This is a genomic window from Streptomyces griseomycini, from assembly GCF_014203535.1.
Classification (GTDB): domain Bacteria; phylum Actinomycetota; class Actinomycetes; order Streptomycetales; family Streptomycetaceae; genus Streptomyces; species Streptomyces griseomycini.
In genome coordinates this window covers 16,398-35,160 of the sequence record NZ_JACHJI010000024.1, presented here as the reverse complement: position 1 = coordinate 35,160, position 18,763 = coordinate 16,398, and the positions used below count along the sequence as shown (strand labels likewise).

The window sequence follows — 18,763 nt, the reverse complement described above, 5'->3', positions numbered from 1 at the left end:
TACAGCGGGACGCTGTGCCGTTCAGAAATGTGTCGCTGCAGGTCGTAGGGGTATGGTGGCGCTCGGGGCCGCCTGGGCCGATGGCTGGGTGATTGTCTCGCTGGCGTACCAGGTGACGAGGAAGCTGCTCTCGGTCCCGGCTGTGTTCCTGCGCCGACAGGCGACCAAGGACGCCGAACTGCTCGTCCTGCGGCAGGAGAACGCGGTGCTGCGTCGACAGCTCGCGGGTCCGGTGCGCTACGAGCCGGCGGACCGGCTGTGGTTCGCGGCCCTGTCCTCACTGATACCCCGGCGGCGCTGGACGGAGGTGTTCTGGATGACACCGGGCACCGTGCCGGCGCGGCATCGAAGGCTCGTCGCACGCCGATGGAACGACAGCAAGCGCCGGAACAGGCCTGGCCGACCACCGACTGCGCAGACCGCCAAAGGGCTGGTGCTGCGGCCAGCCGAAGAAAAACCGCGCCGGGGCTGTCACAGGATCCAGGGTGAGCCCGTACGGCTCGGGCACCAGATCGGAGCGTCCACGCTCTGGCAGATCCTGACCTCCGCCAGGGTGGACCCGGCTCTCCGCAGGAGCGGCCCGACCTGGCGCGAGTTCCTGACAGCGCAGGCCGACGGCATCATCACCTGCGACTTCGCCCACATCGACCTGGTGGACCTCCACCGGGTCTACGCACCGGCCTTCCTCGAGCAGGTGCTGTCACGTTGGCTGACTGGGTGGGATGGTCTCCGGGTTGATCGTGCTGGAGGGGGCTGTTCGTGGGGGGCGCGTCGCCGTCGTACAAGGGCCATCGGTACCCGGTCGAGGTCGTCTCCCACTGCGTGCGGCTGTGCTTCCGCTTCCCGTTGTCCTACCGCGAGGTCGAGGAACTGATGCCCGAGCGCGGCGTGATCGTCTCGTACGGGACCGTGCGACGGTGGTGTCGGAAGTTCGGGCAGGCCTACGCGAGCGGGCTTCGCCGCAGGCGTCCCCGGCCCGGCGGCAAGGGGCATCCCGACGAGGTCTTCATCAAGATCAACGGTGAGCAGAAGTATCTGTGCGGGCTGTGGACCGGGACGGCAACGTCCTCGACATCCTCGTGCACAACCGCCGCGACAAGGCCGCGGCCAGACGGTTCCTCCGCAGGCCGATGACGAAGACCCGGGCAGTGCCGAGGGTGATCGTCACCGACAGGCTCCGCTCCTGCAGCGCCGCCCACCACGAGGTCATGCCTTGCGTCGAGCACCGCTCGCACAGGGGACTGAACAACCGGGCCGAGAACAGCCACCAGCCGACGAGGCAACACGAACGGGTCATGAAGGGCTTTTCCGCTCCGTGGGCGGGGCGCAGAGGTTCCTGTCCGCGTTCAGTGGCGTCCCACCCCACTTCCGGCCTCGTCGCCATCTGATGCCCGCACCTCACCACCGCACCGAAATGACCGTCCGCTTCACCGTCTGGGAGCAGATCACCGGCGTCACGGACCGACCTGCCACGGCCCGAGCACCGGCCCGGAACCCGGCCCCACCCCACCTCGACACACCGCCAGACGCCCACACACCCAACAACGTGACAACGCCCTTGCGGTAGATGACCGGCAGGATCCGACGTTTCCGCAGTTCGCGCGGTTGGGATTGGAGTCGTAGCCCTTGTCGCCGAGGAGGGCCTCGGGGCGGCGGCGGGGTCGGCCCGGGCGGCCGGCAACGGGTGGGACGCCGTTGACCAGGGCGAGGGCCTGGGTGACGTCGTTGACGTTGACCGCGGTGGTGATGACCTTGAGCGGGGTGCCGCGTCCGTCGCAGATCATGTGGTGTTTGCTGCCCGTCTTCCGCCGGTCGACCGGCGACGGACCGGTGTCGGCTCCCCTTTTTGGAGCGGACGTGGGAGCCGTCGACGCATGCTCTGGACCAGTCCAGCTCGCCGGCTGAGTGCAGCTTGGCCAGTAGGATGCGGTGCAGTTGGTCGAAGACTCCGGTCTGCTGCCAACACCCGAGGCGCCGCCAGCAGGTCTGCCCCGAGCCGAATCCCAGCTCCCGGGGCAGCAGTTGCCAGGCGATGTCGTTCTGCAGCACGTAGAGGATGCCCTGCGGGCACAGCCGGTCCGGCACCGGCTGCGGGCCAGGGGCCTTCTCGGGCCAGGGCGGCAGGAGCGGCTCGATCAACGCCCACAGGTCGTCGTCCACGATCCACGGCCGGGTAGTCACACCATCTCGAACGGCCGAATCGTCACACCGGTCACGGCCTACCAGGACCGTTCAACAAGATCATGTTACGGTCTCTTAGACCGTGTCCTACGTGGTGAGGCAGATGAGTCGCTTGTAGCAGCACAGGGCGGCGGCGAGGCCGAGAAAGGCCAGGTAGTTGCGGGGATCGCGTTCGTAGCGAGGGCTCAAGCGGCGGTAGCCGGACAGCCACGACATCGTCCGCTCGACGACCCATCTGGTCTTGCCCAGGCCGGATCCGTGGGCGGTGCCCTTGCGGGCGATCCTCGGCGTGATGCCGCGGGCGCGGAGCAGGCGTCGGTACTTGTCGTAGTCGTAGCCACGGTCGGCGAACAGCCGCCGTGGCCGGTAGCGGGGCCGGCCCACCAGGCCGCGGATGCGAGGGATCGTGTCCAGCAGGGGCATGAGCTGGGTGACGTCGTGACGGTTTCCGCTGGTCACGGACACTGCGAGAGGTGTTCCGTAGCGGTCGGTGATCAGGTGGTGCTTGCTGCCGGAGCGGCCGCGGCCGACCGGCGAAGGTCCGGTGTGAGCCCTCCCTTTGAGGGCTCTGACGTGTGAGCCGTCGATCGCGGCGTCGTCGATGTCCAGCAGATCTGCCGTGCGAAGTTCCGCGAGGAGGATGGCGTGCAGGCGGGGCCAGACGCCGGCTTCGGTCCAGTCCCGCAGACGTCGCCAGCACATCACCCCGCTGCAGCCAGCCGATCGTCTCGGTCGGCACGTCCGCCCAGGTCACCCCCGTGCGTAGGACGTAGACGATCCCGCGCAGAGCCGCGCGGTCATCCGCCGGCAGGCGGCCTGGATACCGCCGGCGCCGCGGCGGGCGAGGAGGGAGCAGCGGGGCCACGTGATCCCACAGGCCATCAGGCACAAGATCATCCGAAACCTGCAGAACTCTGCCGCCCGCCAGCCCAACTGCCAAGCCCCTGAACCAGAACTCATTCTGAATTGATCAAGGGGTGTCTTCCTCGTGGGGTGCCTGCGGCCGGCGGTCCGCGCCCATGTGACGAGCCCGTTCTCGCGAGCCGACCGGAGCCGAGTGCGGACGGCAGATTCCGGGAGCTGCGCACACGTGGGAACCGTGCGCAGTGGGCAGAGCGCAGGGGCGGGCCCGATCAGTTGGCCGACGTGTTCCGTATCATCTCGGCTGCCTCGGTGATGGCGCGTTGTCTGAGATCGCCGAACAGTTGCATCGTGACGGCGGCCAGGACGTCGTCCCCGCCAACAGTCCGCCCGTCCCCGCGGCGGGTGGACAGGGCGAGGAGGGGATCCTTGAGCAGCGGGGCCGGGGCTGGCTCGCCCGGCACCACCAGACTGACCGTCCCGAACCGCTTGACCCCGCCCTCGCGGACGACCTTGGCCGCGTCCCGGGCGAGGTCCGTCAGGAACACGCTCGCGATTCCGTCCAGGTCGCGGACCATCGCCGGGACCGCCCTCACCCCCCGGCTCCCCAGCAGCCTTCTCACCCCGGCCTCGAACCGGTGGGCGCCAGCCACACCACTCGGTGTACGTGCCCCGCGGCGCTCACGAAGAGACACGAGCAGACCATCGGCGTTGCGCAACTCGCCCATCAGGCCGTGGAAGGTCGGGCTGTGCAGGTACCACTCCGATCCCACCTCCACCTCGACATTCCGGTCGATTGCCGAGATGAGGTCCTTGGGAATCAGCCTCTTCCTGGCCTCCTCGGCTGCCGCGCTTCTCGCGCCGTCGATGATCTCCGTCAGCACGGTCCGCGTCACCGACGCGGCGGCCCACGCGGCCGGCCGGGAGACGTGCAACGAGGTCACGTCCCTGAACACCGCTTTGACGAGCTGAGGCTTGAACGGCAGGTCGGTCACGACGGAAGCGGTCTGCGGACCGCTGCGCTCGGTGCGTAGGGGTTGTGTGGTCATCGAAGAATGTGCTTTCTGCTGTCGGAGGTGTCAGTGGCCCATGCCGCACCGGGCGGCGAGACCACAGAGCTCTGCGGAGGGCGCCGAGCCGACACAGGGCCTGCCGGGCGAGGCCGCCGGCACACAGAGGTGCAGGTGGCCCCGCCCGGATTCTCGGCGTTCCGGCGACCGGGCGTGCGGCAGGGTGTGCCACCCGGGCGACGCGCTGTGGTGCGGCGCCGTGCCGGTCAGGCGACCTGGTACCTGCCGACTTCCAGGAAGTGGCGCAGCGTTTCGGGTGTGTTGTCGTCGAGGGCGGCGTTGGCTGCCGCGCACAGGGCCGGGCTGATGGACGGGTCAGCGAGGATGCGGGTGATGGTGACGCGGTCGTCCTCGGCCTGGGCGATGGGGTAGCCGGTCTCCAGCCAGGCGCGCATCGCCTCGGGGTCGTTGGCGTCCAGGAGGGCGTTGGCTTCTCGTGTCACACGTCGGCCGCTGTCCGGGTCGGTGAGGATCCGGACTATGGCCACCCTCAGGTCGTCGGCGTCCGGCTCGTCCGCGGACGAGGACACCGCGGGCACCGTCACCGCGGTCGGTGCCGCCGTGGCGGCGAAGGACGGGGTGGCGAGCAGGAGGGCCGGGGCGAGGATGCCCGCGGCGATGCCGGGCGCTACGCGATGCAGTCGCAAGGGGAATACTCCTCTTCGTTTGCTACGGAGGTGAGCTGAGGACGCCTCAGGGCGTTCACTTCGGTGATGCTGCCACCTGGGTCTGACAGTGGCGGTCGCCCCGCTGCGGTCGCAGGACACCGTCGCCGCGGACGTGGCCGGTGTTTCATGGCGGCGCGCCTTCCAGAAGGGCGACCTTGAGCGCGGCTTGTGGCTGTCGGGGCATGGTCGGGGCGAGACAATTCCTGGGGCGGGCGATCGTGGTGCGTCCGAGCGTGTGGTGGTGCGCGACGGGGTTCGGCTTGTCCGCCGGGACCGGGGCGGGCCGGGGGAGCCGGTCGTGCCGCTGCGCGGCTTGGCCGGTCATGCGGGTGAGTGGGAGGTGGTGGCCTCGCGGCCGATTGCCCGGTATCGGGTCGTCGCGGTCGATCAGCGCGGGCACGGCACGAGCGAGCGTCATCCGTATGCGCGGGCATCCACCTCAGCCTGCTCCAACTCGCCTGCAGCATCGTCTGCTTGAGACGACTCCAAACCTCATTCTGAAACGATCAGTGAACCGTTTTCATCCTGTCCTGCAGGGGTGATGGTGCAGGCCGGCGGGGTGGTGTGACGAGGCGTGATCGTTGCGGTGGTGTTCTCTACGCACCACGCCTTGTCCGAGGAGCCTCGCTCGGTCCCGTATCGAGCCACGCTCGACGCTCCGCATGAGCTGGTCGGGCATGTCTCATGGCTGATCCATGCCCGAAGGTGTGAACGCGGCACGCGGTGGCGCAAGCCGGGCTGCTTCCACCAGGTCTTGCCGGCGCTGGTGCACCTGCGCGAGAACGAGACGCTGCCCCAGCTCGCGGCGGGATGCGGGATCTCCACCGCAACCGCCTGGCGGTACGTGGACGAGACCCTCGAAGTTCTGGCCTCCTGGGCACCCGGCCTGCAGGAAGCCCTCGTCGGCCCGGGCGAAGGAGACTTCGTCATCGTCGACGGCACGCTCATCCCCATCGACCGCATCGCCGCGGGCGAGCCGTACTACTCCCAGAAACACCGGAAGCACGGCATGAACGTCCAGGTCGTCGCGGGTCCGGACGGCACCCCTCTGTGGTTATCGCGCGCAACCCCGGGCCGCACGCACGACCTGACCGCGGCCCGCGCTCACGGCATCGTCCAAGCCTGCCCGACCCGGCAGATCCTCGTGCTCGCGGACCGCGCCTACCAGGGTGCCGGCGCCACCTTCCGCACCCCGTACTACCACTACAGCGAACAACCGGAGCACTACCAGCAGTTCAACCGCGACCACACCCGACTCCGAGCCCCCGGCGAACGCGCCTTCGCCCAACTCAAGACGTGGCGGCTACTGCGGCGAGCACGCTGTTCCACCCGCCGCATCGGCACGGCAGTCCAAGCCGTCCACACCCTGCTGACCTGCACATATTCAGGACGAAAACGGTTCACTGAGCTTCTTCAGCGTTGCAACTCCAGGGTGAGCACCGCGGCAGCGATGATCGTCATCCGGTTCGGGCTGCAGCGGCTTCGTCGGAAGATGCGCCAGGACTTCAGTCGGGCGACGCCTCGTTCGACGGGAGCACGGGCGTGGGCGAGTGCGCGGTTCAGCGTCCGCTCGGTCGGCGTGAGTTCGCCGTTTGGCGGGCGGCGGATGGCGGTGATGACCCAGCAGCCGGCTCCGATGTAGGCGCGGTCGGCCACGATCGGGACGCCCTGACGTTCGCAGGTCCGGATGATGCGGTGGGTGCGGGCGACGGTCAGGTCGTGGGCTCGGCCCGGCAAGGCCGGTGAGATCCACAGCAGCCGGCCTTCGGGGTCGGTAACGACCTGCACGTTCACGCCGTGGCGTCGGTGCTTGTGGGAGTAGTCGGCGCGTCGGTCGCCCAGGCGGTCGCACTCGCTGAGGGTGCCGTCCAGGAGGACGTAGTCGGGGTCGTGCTCACGCAGTGTCTTGAGCAGGCCCGGCGCCCGGTCGGCCAGCAGTCGCACGACCGAGGTCGTGTAGGCGTGGGCGGTGCCCACGGATATGCCGAATCCGGCGGCGATCTGGGCGAGGGTGTCGTGCTTGCGCAGGTAGGCAAGAGCGACGAGGGCACGCTGATGCGGCGGGAGCTTGCACCGACGGTCACCCTCACGGGTGACGACAAGCATCGTGACCCACTCGACCAGCGCATGAGGCAGGTCGAGTGCGGCAGGATAGGGAACCAACAGGGCTCCTGGACCGACAGGTTGAGACTTCGAACACCTCACCCAACGGCACGGGAGCCCTGTCCGTTGCGGGCACCGAGGCCCTCACCCGATCGGTGGCCAGCCTGAAAACGTTCAATGGGTGCTGTTACCCATCTTCCTTACCTTCTCTTTACGTGATTCAAAGATCATGTTTGGATCCTCCGGGCGCGCTCAGCGCCATCACTGCAGCTTGTCGCCGTGTTGCGGCAAGAAGGGGAGGAACGTGAACAGCCATTCACCCGGAGGTTTCTCCGGGCGCTTCGGGCTGCGTCAGCCCGAAGGGAGACGGGCTCTGCGCCACATCTCCATTGGTTTGGCCGTCGTCATGTCGACGTCGGTTTTCTACGGGACGCAGGGTGCCGTCGCGGCCCCGCTGCCCGCGGCACCTGTTGAGAAGCCGGAGAAGGCCGCAGCCACTTCGGCCGCGGACATCGCGTCGGCCCGGGTCGCTGCTCGGCTGAACAAGAAGCGTGTCGAGGCGCTGTCGGAGCGCACGGAGACGTCGACGACGTGGGCGAATCCGGACGGCACGCTGACCACAGAGCTGTCCGCCGGTCCGGTCCGGTTCCGCGACGGTGACAAATGGCGCTCGGTCGATCTGGACCTGGTCCGCGATTCGGATGGGTCCGTGGCGCCGAAGGCGCATCCGCAGGGGCTGGAGCTCGGCGAGCGGGGCGGCAAGAAGCTGTCGTCTCTGTCGGAGAACGATGACGCGGCTGCCCGTGACCTGGTGACCCTCGGTGAAGGTGACCAGCGGATCCGCTTGCAGTGGAAGGGCGGGCTGCCGGAACCGGAGCTGGACGGCAACCGGGCAACGTACGTGGGCGCGGTGCCGGACGGCGACGTGGTCGTCGAGGCGACCCGCACCGGATTCGAGCAGTACGTCACGATCCGCAAGCGGCCTGCGCAGGAACGTTACTCCTATACGCTGCCGCTGAAGGCCAAGGGCCTGAAGGTCAAGCAGCTCAAGGACGGCAGCCTGCTCTTCACGGACAAGAAGAGCAAGAAGCGGGCCGTTATGCCGGCGCCCGTCATGTGGGACGCCACCGTCGACAAGCGGTCCGGTGAGCACGCCAACCGTGCCAGGGTCTCAATGAAGGTCGTCAAGACCACCGACGGCGTGGACCTGGTCCTCACCCCGGACGCCAAGTTCCTCGCTGATCCGAACACGCAGTACCCGGTCACGGTGGACCCGTCGACGTCCTCGCTGTCGAACGTCTTCGACACCTACGTCCAGCAGGGCGAGACGGTCGACTGGTCCGCCGACACCGAGCTGGACCTCGGCAACCCGGGCACGAAGAACGCCGACGGCACCCCGCGCACGGCACGGTCCTTCATCACGTGGAACACCACGCCGGTCCAGGACGCCTTGATTTCCAGCGCGAAGCTGAGCCTGTGGAACTTCCACTCCGGCAACACCGACTGCAAGGCTTACCCGTGGGAGGTGTGGTCCACCGGCGCGGCATCGACGTCCTCCCGCTGGACCTCACAGCCGGCCTGGACCGCGAAGAAGGCGACCTCGACCGGCACGACCGGTAACGCGGGCTGTTCCACCCAGCCGGACGGGTGGATCAACGCCGACGTCACTGGTCTCGTGCAGGAGTGGGCGTCCGCCAAGGCGGCCCGCGGCAACATGGGCCTGCGGGCCTCGGACGAGTCGGTCCTGGCGCAGTGGAAGCGGGTCAACTCCGCCAACGCGGCCTCTAATCCGCCCAAGCTGGTCGTCAACTACAACTACCGGCCGCGCACCGGCACCAAGCAGGAAGCCGGCCCGCCGTACCTGTCGTATTCCGGCAGCTACATCGTCGACACGAGTACGCCGACGCTGCGCGACACCTTCGTCGACCCGGACGGGGACAAGGTCACCGGCAGCTTCCAGATCTACGACGCCGCCGCCAACACGCAGGTCGGCGATGTACTCGTCTCGAAGGCCGTCCCCTCGGGCCAGCCCGCGTCGGTCACCGTGCCTGCCGGCGTCCTGGCCGAAGGCAAGACCTACAAGTTCCGCACGTCTCCGTACGACGGCACGCACTACAACACGGGCTGGTCGGCGTGGAAGACGTTCACGATCGACACCAAGGCACCCTCGGCCCCGTCGAAGATCGTCTCCACGGACTACCCGTCGGACAAATGGGTCAAGGGCGCCGGGCAGGCCGGCACCTTCACAGTGACGCCACCGGGCAGTGACCACCAGTGGCTTGAGTGGACGCTGGACGGGGTGAACTGGACGAAGGTCGCCACCAACGGCTCCACCGCCGACAAGGCGATCACCGTCACTCCGCAGGAGGACGGCACCCAGACTCTGCAGGTCCGCTCCGTGGACAAGGCGGACAACAAGTCCGAGGCTCTGGACTACGTCTTCCACGTCGGCCCCGGCGGGTTCGTGCAGCCGTCCGACGGACAGCGCACCGCGCGCCGTCTGCCGCTGGCCGCCGAAGCCGAGGCCGGCAAGTACGACAGCGTGTCCTTCTCCTGGCGGCGCTCCGCCTCCGACACCTGGCAGAAGATCCCGGCTGCCGACGTGACGGTCGGTGATTCCGCGCTGTCCGCGTGGCCTGTGTCCCTGACCGACGGCAAGAACGCTCCGCTGTCCTGGAACGCGGCCAAGACCGTCGATCCGGACGGCAGCATCCAGATCAAGGCCGACTTCACCGGACCCAACGGCGCCGCCAGCAGCACCGAACCGCTGACTGCCGTGGTGGACCGCAATGCTGAAGGCGCCTCGACCACCGATCTGGGGCCCGGCCAGCTCAACCTGCTGACCGGCGACTTCAAGATCACCGGGACGGAGGAGGGCTTCTTCGGCCTGACCGCCTCACGTACGGCCTCCTCCCGCCAGCCCGCCGCGGGCGGCTCCCAGGAGGGCCAGGCGCCGATCTTCGGCAAGGAATGGGTGTCCGGCACCGTCGCCGAGGTCTCCCCGACCGGATACACCCACATCCGCAAGACGTCCGGCACGTCGCTCGACGTCGTGCTCGATGACGGCTCGAGTATCTACTTCACTGCCAAGGCCCCCGAGGCAACCAGCTGGACCCCGGAGCCAGGAGCGGAACACCTGACACTGACCGGCACGTTCGCCAGCGGGTTCAAGCTCACCGACACAGCCGGCGTGGTCTCCGAGTTCGCCAAAGTGGCGGCGGCCGCCACGACCTGGCAGATCACCTCCTCCGGCATCAGCGGAGCGAAGAACTCCACGACCGGCATCGTCTCCGAAGCCGTGACGGTGGACGGCAAGACGCTGGCACGCCCCAAGCGGCTGATCGCATCCCAAGGCTCGGTGGCCAACGACACCTGCGCCCAGACGCCCAGCACCCGCGGCTGCCGTGTCCTGGAATTCGTGTACGCCACCTCCACCACCGCCACCTCCACCGCCCTCGGTGACTTCACCGGCCGGGTGAAGGAACTCCGCCTATGGGCCACCGAGCCCGGCGCCTCCTCCGCCACCTCCAAGGTGGTGCAGGCCTACCAGTACGACAGCAGCGGGCGCCTGCGCCAGGCATGGAACCCGCAGATCAGCCCCGCCCTGAAGACGGAGTACACCTACGACGCATCCGGCCGCATCACGAAGCTGACACCGCCTGGCGAGCAGCCCTGGTCGTTCAGCTACGGCAACGCCGGCGGCTCCATGGCCGGTGAGGGCATGCTGACCAAGGTCACCCGCCCCACCCTGACGCCCGGCACCAAGGCAACCGTCAACGGCGACGCCGCCACGTCGGTCGTCTACGACGTGCCGCTGTCCGGTGACAACGCGCCGTACGCGATGAACGCCTCCGGCGTGAAGAAGTGGGGCCAGCTCGACACACCCACTGACGCGACCGCCATCTTCCCGGCAGACTCCGTGCCCGGCTCCCACCACGGTGGCAGTCTCACCAAGGGCAGCTACACCCGCGCCGTGGTCCACTACCTCAACACCTCCGGCATGCAGGTGAACACCATCGACGAGGCCGGAGGAACCGAGACCACCGAGTTCGACCAGCACGGCAACACCGTCCGCACGCTGAGCGCCGGGAACCACGCTCTCGCACTCGGAGCCACCGACGCCGACAAGACCCGCCTCGCAGACCTGGGCATCGCCTCCCTCAGTGTCAGCGAGCGTGCCGCGCTGCTGTCGACCACATCCCGCTACAACACGGCAGGCACCCGCCTGCTGGAGGAGTTCGAGCCGCTGCGCCGCATCGAGCTGGCGAAGGACTTCAAGGACGACACCACTGTCCTGATCCCGGCCGGTACATCGGTCGCGGCCCAGCCGTGGACGGTCAACGAGTATGACGAGGGCCGCCCCACGGACGGCTCCGCCACCATCAGGGACCAGATGACCCTGGCCGTCGTCGGCGCCCGTGTCCGCGGCTACTACTCGGTCATGGCGGAGGAGCGGGTCACCGAAACCCAGTACGACTGGGTCAAGGGCCTGCCCACCCTCACCATCGAGGACGCCGGCGGTCTCAACCTCACGACCACGACGCACTACGACGACCAAGGCCGCGTCACCTCGCACGTCCCGCCCGGCGCGACCGGTCAGGACGCCGCGACGCGGATCACCGAATACTGGAAGGCCACCGGCACCGGCTGGTGCGAGGGCAGGCCGGAATGGGCCGGCCTGGAGTGCTGGACCGGTCCCGCCGGAGCCATCACCGGCGGCGGCAGTCAGCCCTCCGAAGCCATGGACACCAGCACCGAGTACGGCTTCTACGGGCAGGTGACCGAGAAGGCCGACACCGCCAACGGCGCGACCCGAATCACGGCGACCGTCTACGACGACGCCGGACGGATCAAGAGCACCCAGACCGACAGCGCCACCGGCAAGCAGGTCAAGGGCACCTCCTTCACCTACGACGCCAGCACCGGCGGCGTCAGCGCTCTGGCCTCCGAAGACGGCGGCACCATCAAGCAGGAGTACGACACGCTCGGCCGCGTCATCTCCTACACGGACGCCGACGGCGGCGTCACCAAGACCGAGTACGACAACTTCGACCGTCCGCTGAAGGTCTCCGACTCGGTTCCCTCCACAGTCACCTACACCTACGACCACTCCACCGAGCCCCGCGGGCTGGCCACCATCATGACCGACTCCGTCGCCGGCACGTTCAAGGCGTCGTATGACGTCGACGGCGACCTGGTGAAGGAGACCCTGCCCGGCGGCTACACCATGACCCAGACCGCGGGCAAGCCCGGTCTTCCGATCCAGCGGCTCTACACCCGCGACTCCGACCAAGCGATCATCATGTCGGACGCGGCCACCTTGACCGCGCACGGCCAGTGGGCATCCCACTCCGGCGGTGCCGGCGCCGCCGAGGAACAGAACTACCGCTACGACGCCATCGGCCGGCTGACCCACGTGGACGACCGGTACAACGGGGTCTGCACCACACGCGACTACACATTCGACAAACGCACCAACCGCACCTCATTCACCACAGCGCAAGGCGCTCCGGGCGCGGACTGCCCGACGACCGGCGGAACCACCGCCACATCGGTCTTCGACAGCGCCGACCGGATCGTCGACAGCGGATACACCTACGACGCCTTCGGCCGCACGACCAGCATGCCCGGTGGGACGACGCTGGAGTACTACACCACTGATCTCGCCTACCGGCAGACCACCGGCGATATCCGCCAGACCTGGTCGCTCGACGCTGCCGGACGCTTCCGCAGCACGGTCAAGGAGACCAACGCCTCCGGCACATGGAGCCAGACGGACGCCAGCGTCAACCACTACGGAGGCTCAACCGACAGCCCGCGCTGGATCTCCGACGCCGCCACCGGCTCGGTCTCCCGCATGGTCACGGGTCTGGCCGACGGACTGGCCGCCACGACCAGTTCCTCGGGCTCGGTGCTGCTCCAGCTGAGCAACCTGCACGGAGACATCAGCCTCATCCTCCCGCTGGACACCGCCGTGGCTCCCACGGCTCTCAGCACGGACGAATACGGCAACCACCGTGGCGCCGTCGGCGGTCGCTACGGCTGGCTCGGCTCCTACCAGCGCTCGGCGGAGACGCCCACCAGCACCATCCTGATGGGCGTGCGCCTCTACAATCCGGCAACCGGCCGCTTCCTGTCCGTGGACCCGGTCTACGGAGGCAACCGGAACGCCTACGAGTACTCCCACGCCGACCCGGTCAACCGCCACGACCTCGACGGCCGCTGGAGCAAGACCAAGACCAAGTACTACAAGTGGGGTCGCCTCTACACCAAGATCTGGACCAGCAGAACCTGGTACGGCGCAACTAAGTACAACGGCAAGGTCGAAATGCGGTTCAACCGCTCCTACACCGCCAAGCTCGGACGCAGCGCCCACTGGTATTGGGGACCGTTCTGGGCAGCCGTTGCGCTGATGGGCCCGGTCGGAGCCGGCTTTGCAGTCGTCGGCGCAGGCTGGTCCGGCTTCTTCCAGAAAGCTGCTGCCAAGGCCAACAGCAAGAAACGATGCATCACCCTCGGCGGCGGCGTCACCGTCCTGCACGGCCTCGCCTGGGGCGGACCGTACTACTACGACCGCCGCTGCTAAGAACGCCCCCGCACGCTGAACTCAAGCGTGCGGCATAGCCGGGTCCGTCAGTCAGACACTGACTGACGGACCCGGCCTCCATGAATGCCTGACAAAGGGACCCGAGGAAAGCCGCGCATCCATACATGATGCCAAAACCGCGGCCACACTCATCAGCTCGATCACCGTAGCCGTTCACAGCATGCTTCTCTGGGCCACACTCACCCACAGAGCGGCTGGCCTTATACTCCTGCTGCCACCCGCTATCGGCTCCCTCATCGCCGTCTACCTCGTTCACAAAGGCACGCGGATGCACCACGCAGTCCACGCATCCGGACAGTGTCAGCACATGAATTTGGCGAAGGGGGCGACCAAGCAACACCGCACGCCTCTGACGGCAGTCCCCGTGGTGCACCCGCCCAGCGCCTGCCACCTGCCCGCAGCGACACCGCGCTCGCGGCAGACGGTGCCGTCTGCATGAACACCGAATCCCGCATCATACGCACTTACACGCATTCCACGGAGGAGCCCGCTAGTGTCCCTGCTTTTCCTCGTCTTCACCCTCGTCCTTGCCCTGATACTGCTCATCCTAGGGGGGAGCGCCATTACCACGGGCCGGGTCCCGGTCCGATGGATCCGCCGCTACGCCCACCCTCAGCTCTGGGGTGCCGGTGTGCTGGTCATAGGCATCGCTGTGGGAACCGTGAGGATCGCGCCACCGAGTATCTTCATGGTGCTGTTCCTGTGCGGACTCAGCCTGCTCGGCTTTGCCTACGGCGCCAGCCGCCCGAAGAAGAGGTAGTGAGCCGTTTCCAACCTCGTGCTGAAACGTGGTGAAGGGCGAGGACGGCCTTCACGGTGTCGGTGATGCGGTTGGTGCTGCAGCGGGGTTTCCGCAGCGGGTGCCGGTCTTTCAAGTTTGCCCTTGCCGAAATCCTCGTCCGGGCAGGTCAGGCGGCATGCTCGTACTCGTGGAGAAGGCCGCCGAGGCGATCGCGTCGTCGTACCTCGAGGCAGGCGATCCGGTCCGGATCGATGATCGGCGGGGGCAACGGGTTCGACGGGCGGGCGTTCGCGATGCCCTGATGGGGCCGGTGCGCATTGGGGAAACGCTCGAGTTCCTGCAGGGCGTGGAGCAGATGCCGCTGATCCCAGGTCAAGGTCCGGTCCAGCAGCTCGCGCCGACAGGGCTGCACCCGGCGTTCCATGACCGCATTCATCCGCGGCATCCGGACACCGCTGAGCACGACCTCGATCCCCGCATCGGCGAAGACCGCGTCGAACAGGGTGGGGAACTTCCCGTCCCGGTCCCGGATCAGGAACCGTGCCCGGCAGTTGACATCCTCCAGGTCCATGACGAGATTCCTCGTGGCCTGCGCCACCCACGAGGCCGACGGGTGCGCGGTCGCGCCCGGGATCCGGATCCGTCGGCTGGCGTGATCGATCACGGCGAACACGTACAGTCGTGCCCCGGTCAGGGTGACCGTCTCGGGGAAGTCGCAGGCCAGCAGCGCGTCGGCCTGGGAGCCAGGAAGCCGGCCCACGTGCTGGAGGTCCGCTCGGGTGCCGGATCGATCCCGGCTTCCCGCAGGATCTTCCAGACCGTAGAGGCGGCGACCTTCACGCCCAGCACCAGCAGCTCGCCGTGGAGGCACCGGTAGCCCCACGGGGGATTCTCCCGTGCCAGGCGCAGCACCAAGGCGCGGGTGGAGTGCACGGTGCGGGGGTGACCCGGGCGCTTCGGCTCGGACTCGGCGGCGTGGCGGCGGGCGACCAGGTCGCGGTGCCAACGGAGCACTGTGTCCGGCCGCACCAGCAGCCGCAGCCTGCACGGCACGCCCGCGGCAGCCGGTACAGCAGCGCCGCCGGGAAAGCCCGGTCACTCGGGCTGAAGCGCACCTTCTCCTTACCGAGTCGGCGCTCCAGCACCGACAGTTGGTGGCGCAGGGCGAAGATCTCCATATCCTTGTCCCGATCGCTCATCGGGAGCAGACGCAGCATGGCGAACGCGTTCGCCATGCCCAAGCGGGCCAGTCGCAGCAGCACGGTCGGTCATCATGCCGCGTTGGTCGACAGCCGCGCGACGGCACGGACTCGACCGACCGCACTCGACATCCCGCACACCCCGCACACCAGCTCCGACCAGGGCGGATGAGGTTACCGGCAAGCGCAGGATCACACCGGGCCCTCGCCCGTCGATCGCGCCCGCCCCGGCTCGAAACACCATGTGATCGTCGACCGGCACGGAACCCCGCTCGCCGTCACGCTCACCGGCGGCAACCGGCACGACGTCATCCAACTCCTGCCCCTGCTCGACGCGGTCCCGCCGATCCGGGGCCTGCGGGGACGCTTCCGCCACAAGCCCGGCGCCTGTGCGCCGATCGGGGTTACGACTTCGACAAGTGCTGCCGCCTGCTGGGGAAGCGCGGCGTCAAGCCGGTGATCGCCCGACGGGGTGTCGCCCACGGCTCAGGACTGGGCAAGGTGCGTTGGGTGGTCGAGCGCGCCTTCGCCTGACTGCACCAGTTCAAACGGCTCCGTATCCACTACGAACGACGCGCTGGTCTCCACCAGGGCCTACTCGAGCTGGCCTGCGGCCTCATATGCCTCCGTCGCCTGTGTACCTCACTCTGAAACGATCAGCTGTAGAACATGAAGTTGTTCAAATGGACAAACGCATGTTAGAAATGGTTCCTGGGCATCGTCGGCCGACGGAACCTGACCCCTGTGGTCGGCTCGGGCTCCGACGGGCCTTCCCTGTCGGAGCCCGCCCAGCGTCAGATCCCGTGGAGGAGGCATCCCGTGAGCACCCACCCGCATCCGCTGATGATCCTCGTCGCCGGACCGTACCGATCGGGCACCGGTGACGACCCGCGCAAGCTGGAGGCGAACGTCCGTGCGATGAACGAGACCGCCCTGGCGCTCTTCCGCGCAGGCCATCTCGGAGTCACCGGCGAGGCACTCGCCCTGCCGCTGCTGGAGACCGCCGACAGCACCGGCCCCGGCGACGCCGCCTACGAGGAGATATTCCACCCCGTCGCCGAGCAGCTCCTCTCCCGCTGCGACGCGGTCCTGCGCATCGGCGGCCCGTCCGAGGGGGCCGACCTGATGGTCGCCCGAGCGCGCGCTTGGGGCAAGGGCGTCTACACCAGCCTCGACGACATCCCGGCCGCCCGGTGACGGCCGGGATCGACGTACCCGACCGACGCGGCCGCACCGGTCTCGACCGGCACGGCCGCGATCTGACCGGCAACCCGCGGGTGCGCATCCTCGACGTGCGGGTCCTGTCGTGCGACTGGTACGTCCTGCGCAGGACGACCTTCGACTACCGGCACGACGACGGACACTGGAGCCGCGAGCAGCGCGAGACCTACGATCGCGGCGACGGCGCCACCCTCCTCCTCCACGATGCCTCCCGCGGCACCGTCCTGCTGACCCGTCAGTTCCGGCTGCCTGCCTATGTCAACGGTCATCCCGACGGAATGCTCATCGAGGCAGCGGCCGGCCTCCTGGACGGGGACACGGCCGAGGAGGCGATCCGCAGGGAGGCGGCCGAGGAGACGGGCCGGACGGTCGGCACGGTCGAACACGTCTTTGACGTGTACATGAGTCCAGGCTCGGTCACCGAGCGCCTGCACTTCTTCGCCGCCCCCTACGAGAACACCACCGCTCCTGCGGAGGGGACGCGAGGAGTCGCCGACGAGGGCGAGGACATCGAGGTCCTGGAACTCCCCTTTCCCGAGGCCCTCGCCATGATTCGCAGAGGAGAGATCGTCGACGCGAAGACGATCATGCTCCTGCAGTGGGCCGCGCTGGAGGGACCCTTCAAACACATCAGTCGTCGAACCGTCCCCCCGCCCCCGCGGCATCGATGTTCGGGAGACGGTGCTGCGCCGGCTCACCGGCCAGGGTGCTGATACCGGGGACAGCGGGCAGGCGCTCACCGACTCGGACAACCTGCCCCTGCTAATCGGCGGAACCGGGCCACCGACCGGCTCAGTTCGGAGCTGGTCGACGCGTGTCCAGGTGACAGCGCACCCGTACGCCGGGCTGACCGGGGACGTGGGTCGTGCGTTCCACCGCGGTGCTCGTCCACAGCGAAGCGAGCGCTTCCTGGAAGGTGAAAGCGGTCCGGTCGTCGGCAGCTGCCACGTCCACCACGACCAGGCCCGGCTCGGACACGTGCACCTCATTGATCACATCCATGGTCCACACGACGTGCCCCAGCCGGGAGGGGGTCTACCCACGGCGGGGGTTCACCCGTCCGGCGCAGCGATGGTGCGCCGGAGGAACGACCGGGGGGCAGCCGTCGAACCGCGCCTGCACGATTCGGCTCGGGTGTGTCCGGTGGGCGGGCGGATACGGCCTTCGTCGGCTGCGGTCGCCATGGCGGCGATCCGCAGGATGCCTCCGGCGAAGACGGCCCTCGGGGCGGCTGCGACGAGGCCCGGACGGCGGAGATGCCGAACTGCAGCCGGACCTTCTCGCTCACCACGGCGCCGTTCTTGAGGCGCCGGTTGCAGGCCGGGCCCCACTCGGTGCGGTCGATGGTGGTGGTGCCGTCGAAGCCGGCTCGCTCGTATCCGAACGGGTCCATGACCGAGCCGAGGCAGTCGAGTTGCAGGTCGACGGGCCGGGTGACGCCGCGGATGGTCAGCTCTCCCGTCATGCGGAAGCCCTCCTCGCCCCTGTGGAGGGCGGAGGCGCTGCGGAACACCACCTCCGGGTGGCGCCGCACGTCGAAGAAGCCGGGGCCGATAAGGTGCGCGTCCCTCCGTTCCACACCCGTGTCAACCCCTGTCTGGTCACTCCGCGCCATCGCGGAGTCGACAGGTGCTGCGTGGTGAGATGAGTGGTCTCCTCCGGGTCCCATGCCGTCGACTGCAAAGCTGCACAAGATCGACATGAAGTGGTTTCCGGTTGGCCGGTGAGGCCGACTCCTCGTGCGACCAGTACGTTCAGTGGTATTGAAAGAGTTCGGGTGGCCGAGGCTGCCACCGTGCTTGCCGTCGGCTGCCCCTGCAGGCGTGCGCATCGCGCGCGAAGACATCGAGGCCGGCGAGTGGCCAGGGCGGCGCCGCTGGGGCAGCGGGAGCCCCATGGCGTGGCTGTCCGGTCACCGTCGACTCAGCCCTCGCCGCGAACGCGATCCCCGCATGAGGGAGGGGCGGGTGGAGTTCATACGAGTTTCTCCCCAGAGCGCGCCGTGCTCACCCTCCCGGAGAGCGGGCACGACGCAGGACGGCGCCTGGGCGAGGCGTACCCGATCCGGGAACCGCGCGGCCCTGACCCGCAGGCGCGGGCGGTGCTGTCCC

Annotated in this window: 10 protein-coding genes and 10 pseudogenes; 10 read left to right on the top strand and 10 right to left on the bottom strand. The window is 68.3% G+C overall.

Annotation, left to right across the window (positions count from 1 at the left end):
• The first annotated feature begins 52 nt into the window (after window positions 1-52).
• On the top strand, window positions 53-874 hold the full coding sequence (locus FHS37_RS35820) for a hypothetical protein (protein ID WP_311136978.1): 822 nt from the start codon (window positions 53-55) through the stop codon (window positions 872-874).
• Window positions 760-1,477 (top strand): annotated as a pseudogene (locus tag FHS37_RS35815) (IS6 family transposase); the annotation flags it as partial. The gene FHS37_RS35820 and the pseudogene FHS37_RS35815, both read left to right, overlap by 115 nt.
• Here the strand turns inward: FHS37_RS35815 and FHS37_RS41235 are convergent.
• The 5 genes and pseudogenes from FHS37_RS41235 to FHS37_RS35795 form a co-directional block, all read right to left on the bottom strand.
• Window positions 1,455-1,817, bottom strand: a pseudogene (locus FHS37_RS41235) (transposase); the annotation flags it as partial. The pseudogenes FHS37_RS35815 and FHS37_RS41235 sit on opposite strands and share 23 nt — an antisense overlap.
• 124 nt (window positions 1,818-1,941) lie before the next feature.
• A pseudogene (locus FHS37_RS41230) lies at window positions 1,942-2,160 on the bottom strand (transposase); the annotation flags it as partial.
• 108 nt (window positions 2,161-2,268) lie between these two features.
• Window positions 2,269-3,091, bottom strand: a protein-coding gene (locus FHS37_RS35805; protein WP_375372338.1) for an IS5 family transposase whose coding sequence is annotated in 2 segments (ribosomal slippage) — window positions 2,269-2,895 and window positions 2,897-3,091 — 822 coding nt in all. Because the reading frame shifts where the segments join, the coding sequence is not laid out codon by codon here.
• 223 nt (window positions 3,092-3,314) lie between these two features.
• A complete protein-coding gene (locus FHS37_RS35800; protein ID WP_184829034.1) occupies window positions 3,315-4,091 on the bottom strand; it encodes a hypothetical protein in 777 nt (258 codons plus the stop codon).
• A 227-nt stretch (window positions 4,092-4,318) separates the two neighbouring features.
• A complete protein-coding gene (locus FHS37_RS35795; protein WP_184829032.1) occupies window positions 4,319-4,759 on the bottom strand; it encodes an ALF repeat-containing protein in 441 nt (146 codons plus the stop codon).
• Window positions 4,760-5,018: 259 nt separating this feature from the next.
• Between FHS37_RS35795 and FHS37_RS40290 the strand changes: the two are divergent.
• Both FHS37_RS40290 and FHS37_RS35790 read left to right on the top strand, forming a co-directional pair.
• Window positions 5,019-5,201, top strand: a pseudogene (locus tag FHS37_RS40290) (alpha/beta fold hydrolase); the annotation flags it as partial.
• Window positions 5,202-5,366: 165 nt separating this feature from the next.
• Window positions 5,367-6,170 (top strand): annotated as a pseudogene (locus FHS37_RS35790) (transposase family protein); the annotation flags it as partial.
• 23 nt (window positions 6,171-6,193) lie between these two features.
• Here FHS37_RS35790 and FHS37_RS35785 read toward each other — a convergent pair.
• Complete coding sequence (locus tag FHS37_RS35785) at window positions 6,194-6,943, bottom strand: transposase family protein (RefSeq protein WP_184829030.1); 750 nt, start codon at window positions 6,941-6,943, stop codon at window positions 6,194-6,196.
• A 346-nt stretch (window positions 6,944-7,289) separates the two neighbouring features.
• On the opposite strand from FHS37_RS35785, the gene FHS37_RS35780 reads away from it, so the two are divergent.
• Window positions 7,290-13,469: a DNRLRE domain-containing protein gene (locus FHS37_RS35780; RefSeq protein WP_184829028.1), complete on the top strand. Its 6,180-nt coding sequence runs from the start codon at window positions 7,290-7,292 to the stop codon at window positions 13,467-13,469.
• Window positions 13,470-13,983: 514 nt separating this feature from the next.
• Window positions 13,984-14,250: a hypothetical protein gene (locus FHS37_RS35775; RefSeq protein WP_184829087.1), complete on the top strand. Its 267-nt coding sequence runs from the start codon at window positions 13,984-13,986 to the stop codon at window positions 14,248-14,250.
• A gap of 19 nt (window positions 14,251-14,269) precedes the next feature.
• Here FHS37_RS35775 and FHS37_RS41385 read toward each other — a convergent pair.
• Together FHS37_RS41385 and FHS37_RS35765 are read right to left on the bottom strand one after the other, a co-directional pair.
• Window positions 14,270-14,377 (bottom strand): annotated as a pseudogene (locus FHS37_RS41385) (IS5/IS1182 family transposase); the annotation flags it as partial.
• A 21-nt stretch (window positions 14,378-14,398) separates the two neighbouring features.
• Window positions 14,399-15,494: pseudogene (locus tag FHS37_RS35765) on the bottom strand (transposase family protein).
• Between the two features lie 127 nt (window positions 15,495-15,621).
• Here FHS37_RS35765 and FHS37_RS35760 point away from each other — a divergent pair.
• From FHS37_RS35760 to FHS37_RS35750, 3 genes and pseudogenes are all read left to right on the top strand, one after another.
• Window positions 15,622-16,082, top strand: a pseudogene (locus FHS37_RS35760) (IS5 family transposase); the annotation flags it as partial.
• Between the two features lie 192 nt (window positions 16,083-16,274).
• The gene (locus FHS37_RS35755) at window positions 16,275-16,628 is read left to right on the top strand and encodes a DUF4406 domain-containing protein (RefSeq protein WP_184829075.1); all 354 of its coding nucleotides are present in this window, start codon (window positions 16,275-16,277) and stop codon (window positions 16,626-16,628) included.
• Window positions 16,625-17,365 (top strand): NUDIX domain-containing protein, encoded by a 741-nt coding sequence (locus tag FHS37_RS35750; protein WP_184829026.1) that lies wholly within the window; start codon window positions 16,625-16,627, stop codon window positions 17,363-17,365. The genes FHS37_RS35755 and FHS37_RS35750 overlap by 4 nt, the downstream gene beginning before the upstream one ends.
• A gap of 79 nt (window positions 17,366-17,444) precedes the next feature.
• Here FHS37_RS35750 and FHS37_RS35745 read toward each other — a convergent pair whose 3' ends face one another.
• Window positions 17,445-17,654, bottom strand: coding sequence for a DUF6207 family protein (locus FHS37_RS35745; protein WP_184829024.1), 210 nt, complete (start codon window positions 17,652-17,654; stop codon window positions 17,445-17,447).
• Window positions 17,655-17,886: 232 nt separating this feature from the next.
• Window positions 17,887-18,267: pseudogene (locus FHS37_RS40285) on the bottom strand (YceI family protein); the annotation flags it as partial.
• A 205-nt stretch (window positions 18,268-18,472) separates the two neighbouring features.
• On the opposite strand from FHS37_RS40285, the pseudogene FHS37_RS40280 reads away from it, so the two are divergent.
• Window positions 18,473-18,604, top strand: a pseudogene (locus tag FHS37_RS40280) (IS5/IS1182 family transposase); the annotation flags it as partial.
• Between the last annotated feature and the right edge of the window lie 159 nt (window positions 18,605-18,763).

Coding starts and splice junctions, on each gene's coding strand:
- FHS37_RS35820 (WP_311136978.1), top strand. CDS start 53: ATGGTGGCGCTCGGGGCCGCCTGGGCCGATGGCTGGGTGATTGTCTCG.
- FHS37_RS35800 (WP_184829034.1), bottom strand. CDS start 4,091: ATGACCACACAACCCCTACGCACCGAGCGCAGCGGTCCGCAGACCGCT.
- FHS37_RS35780 (WP_184829028.1), top strand. CDS start 7,290: ATGTCGACGTCGGTTTTCTACGGGACGCAGGGTGCCGTCGCGGCCCCG.
- FHS37_RS35755 (WP_184829075.1), top strand. CDS start 16,275: ATGATCCTCGTCGCCGGACCGTACCGATCGGGCACCGGTGACGACCCG.
- FHS37_RS35745 (WP_184829024.1), bottom strand. CDS start 17,654: ATGGATGTGATCAATGAGGTGCACGTGTCCGAGCCGGGCCTGGTCGTG.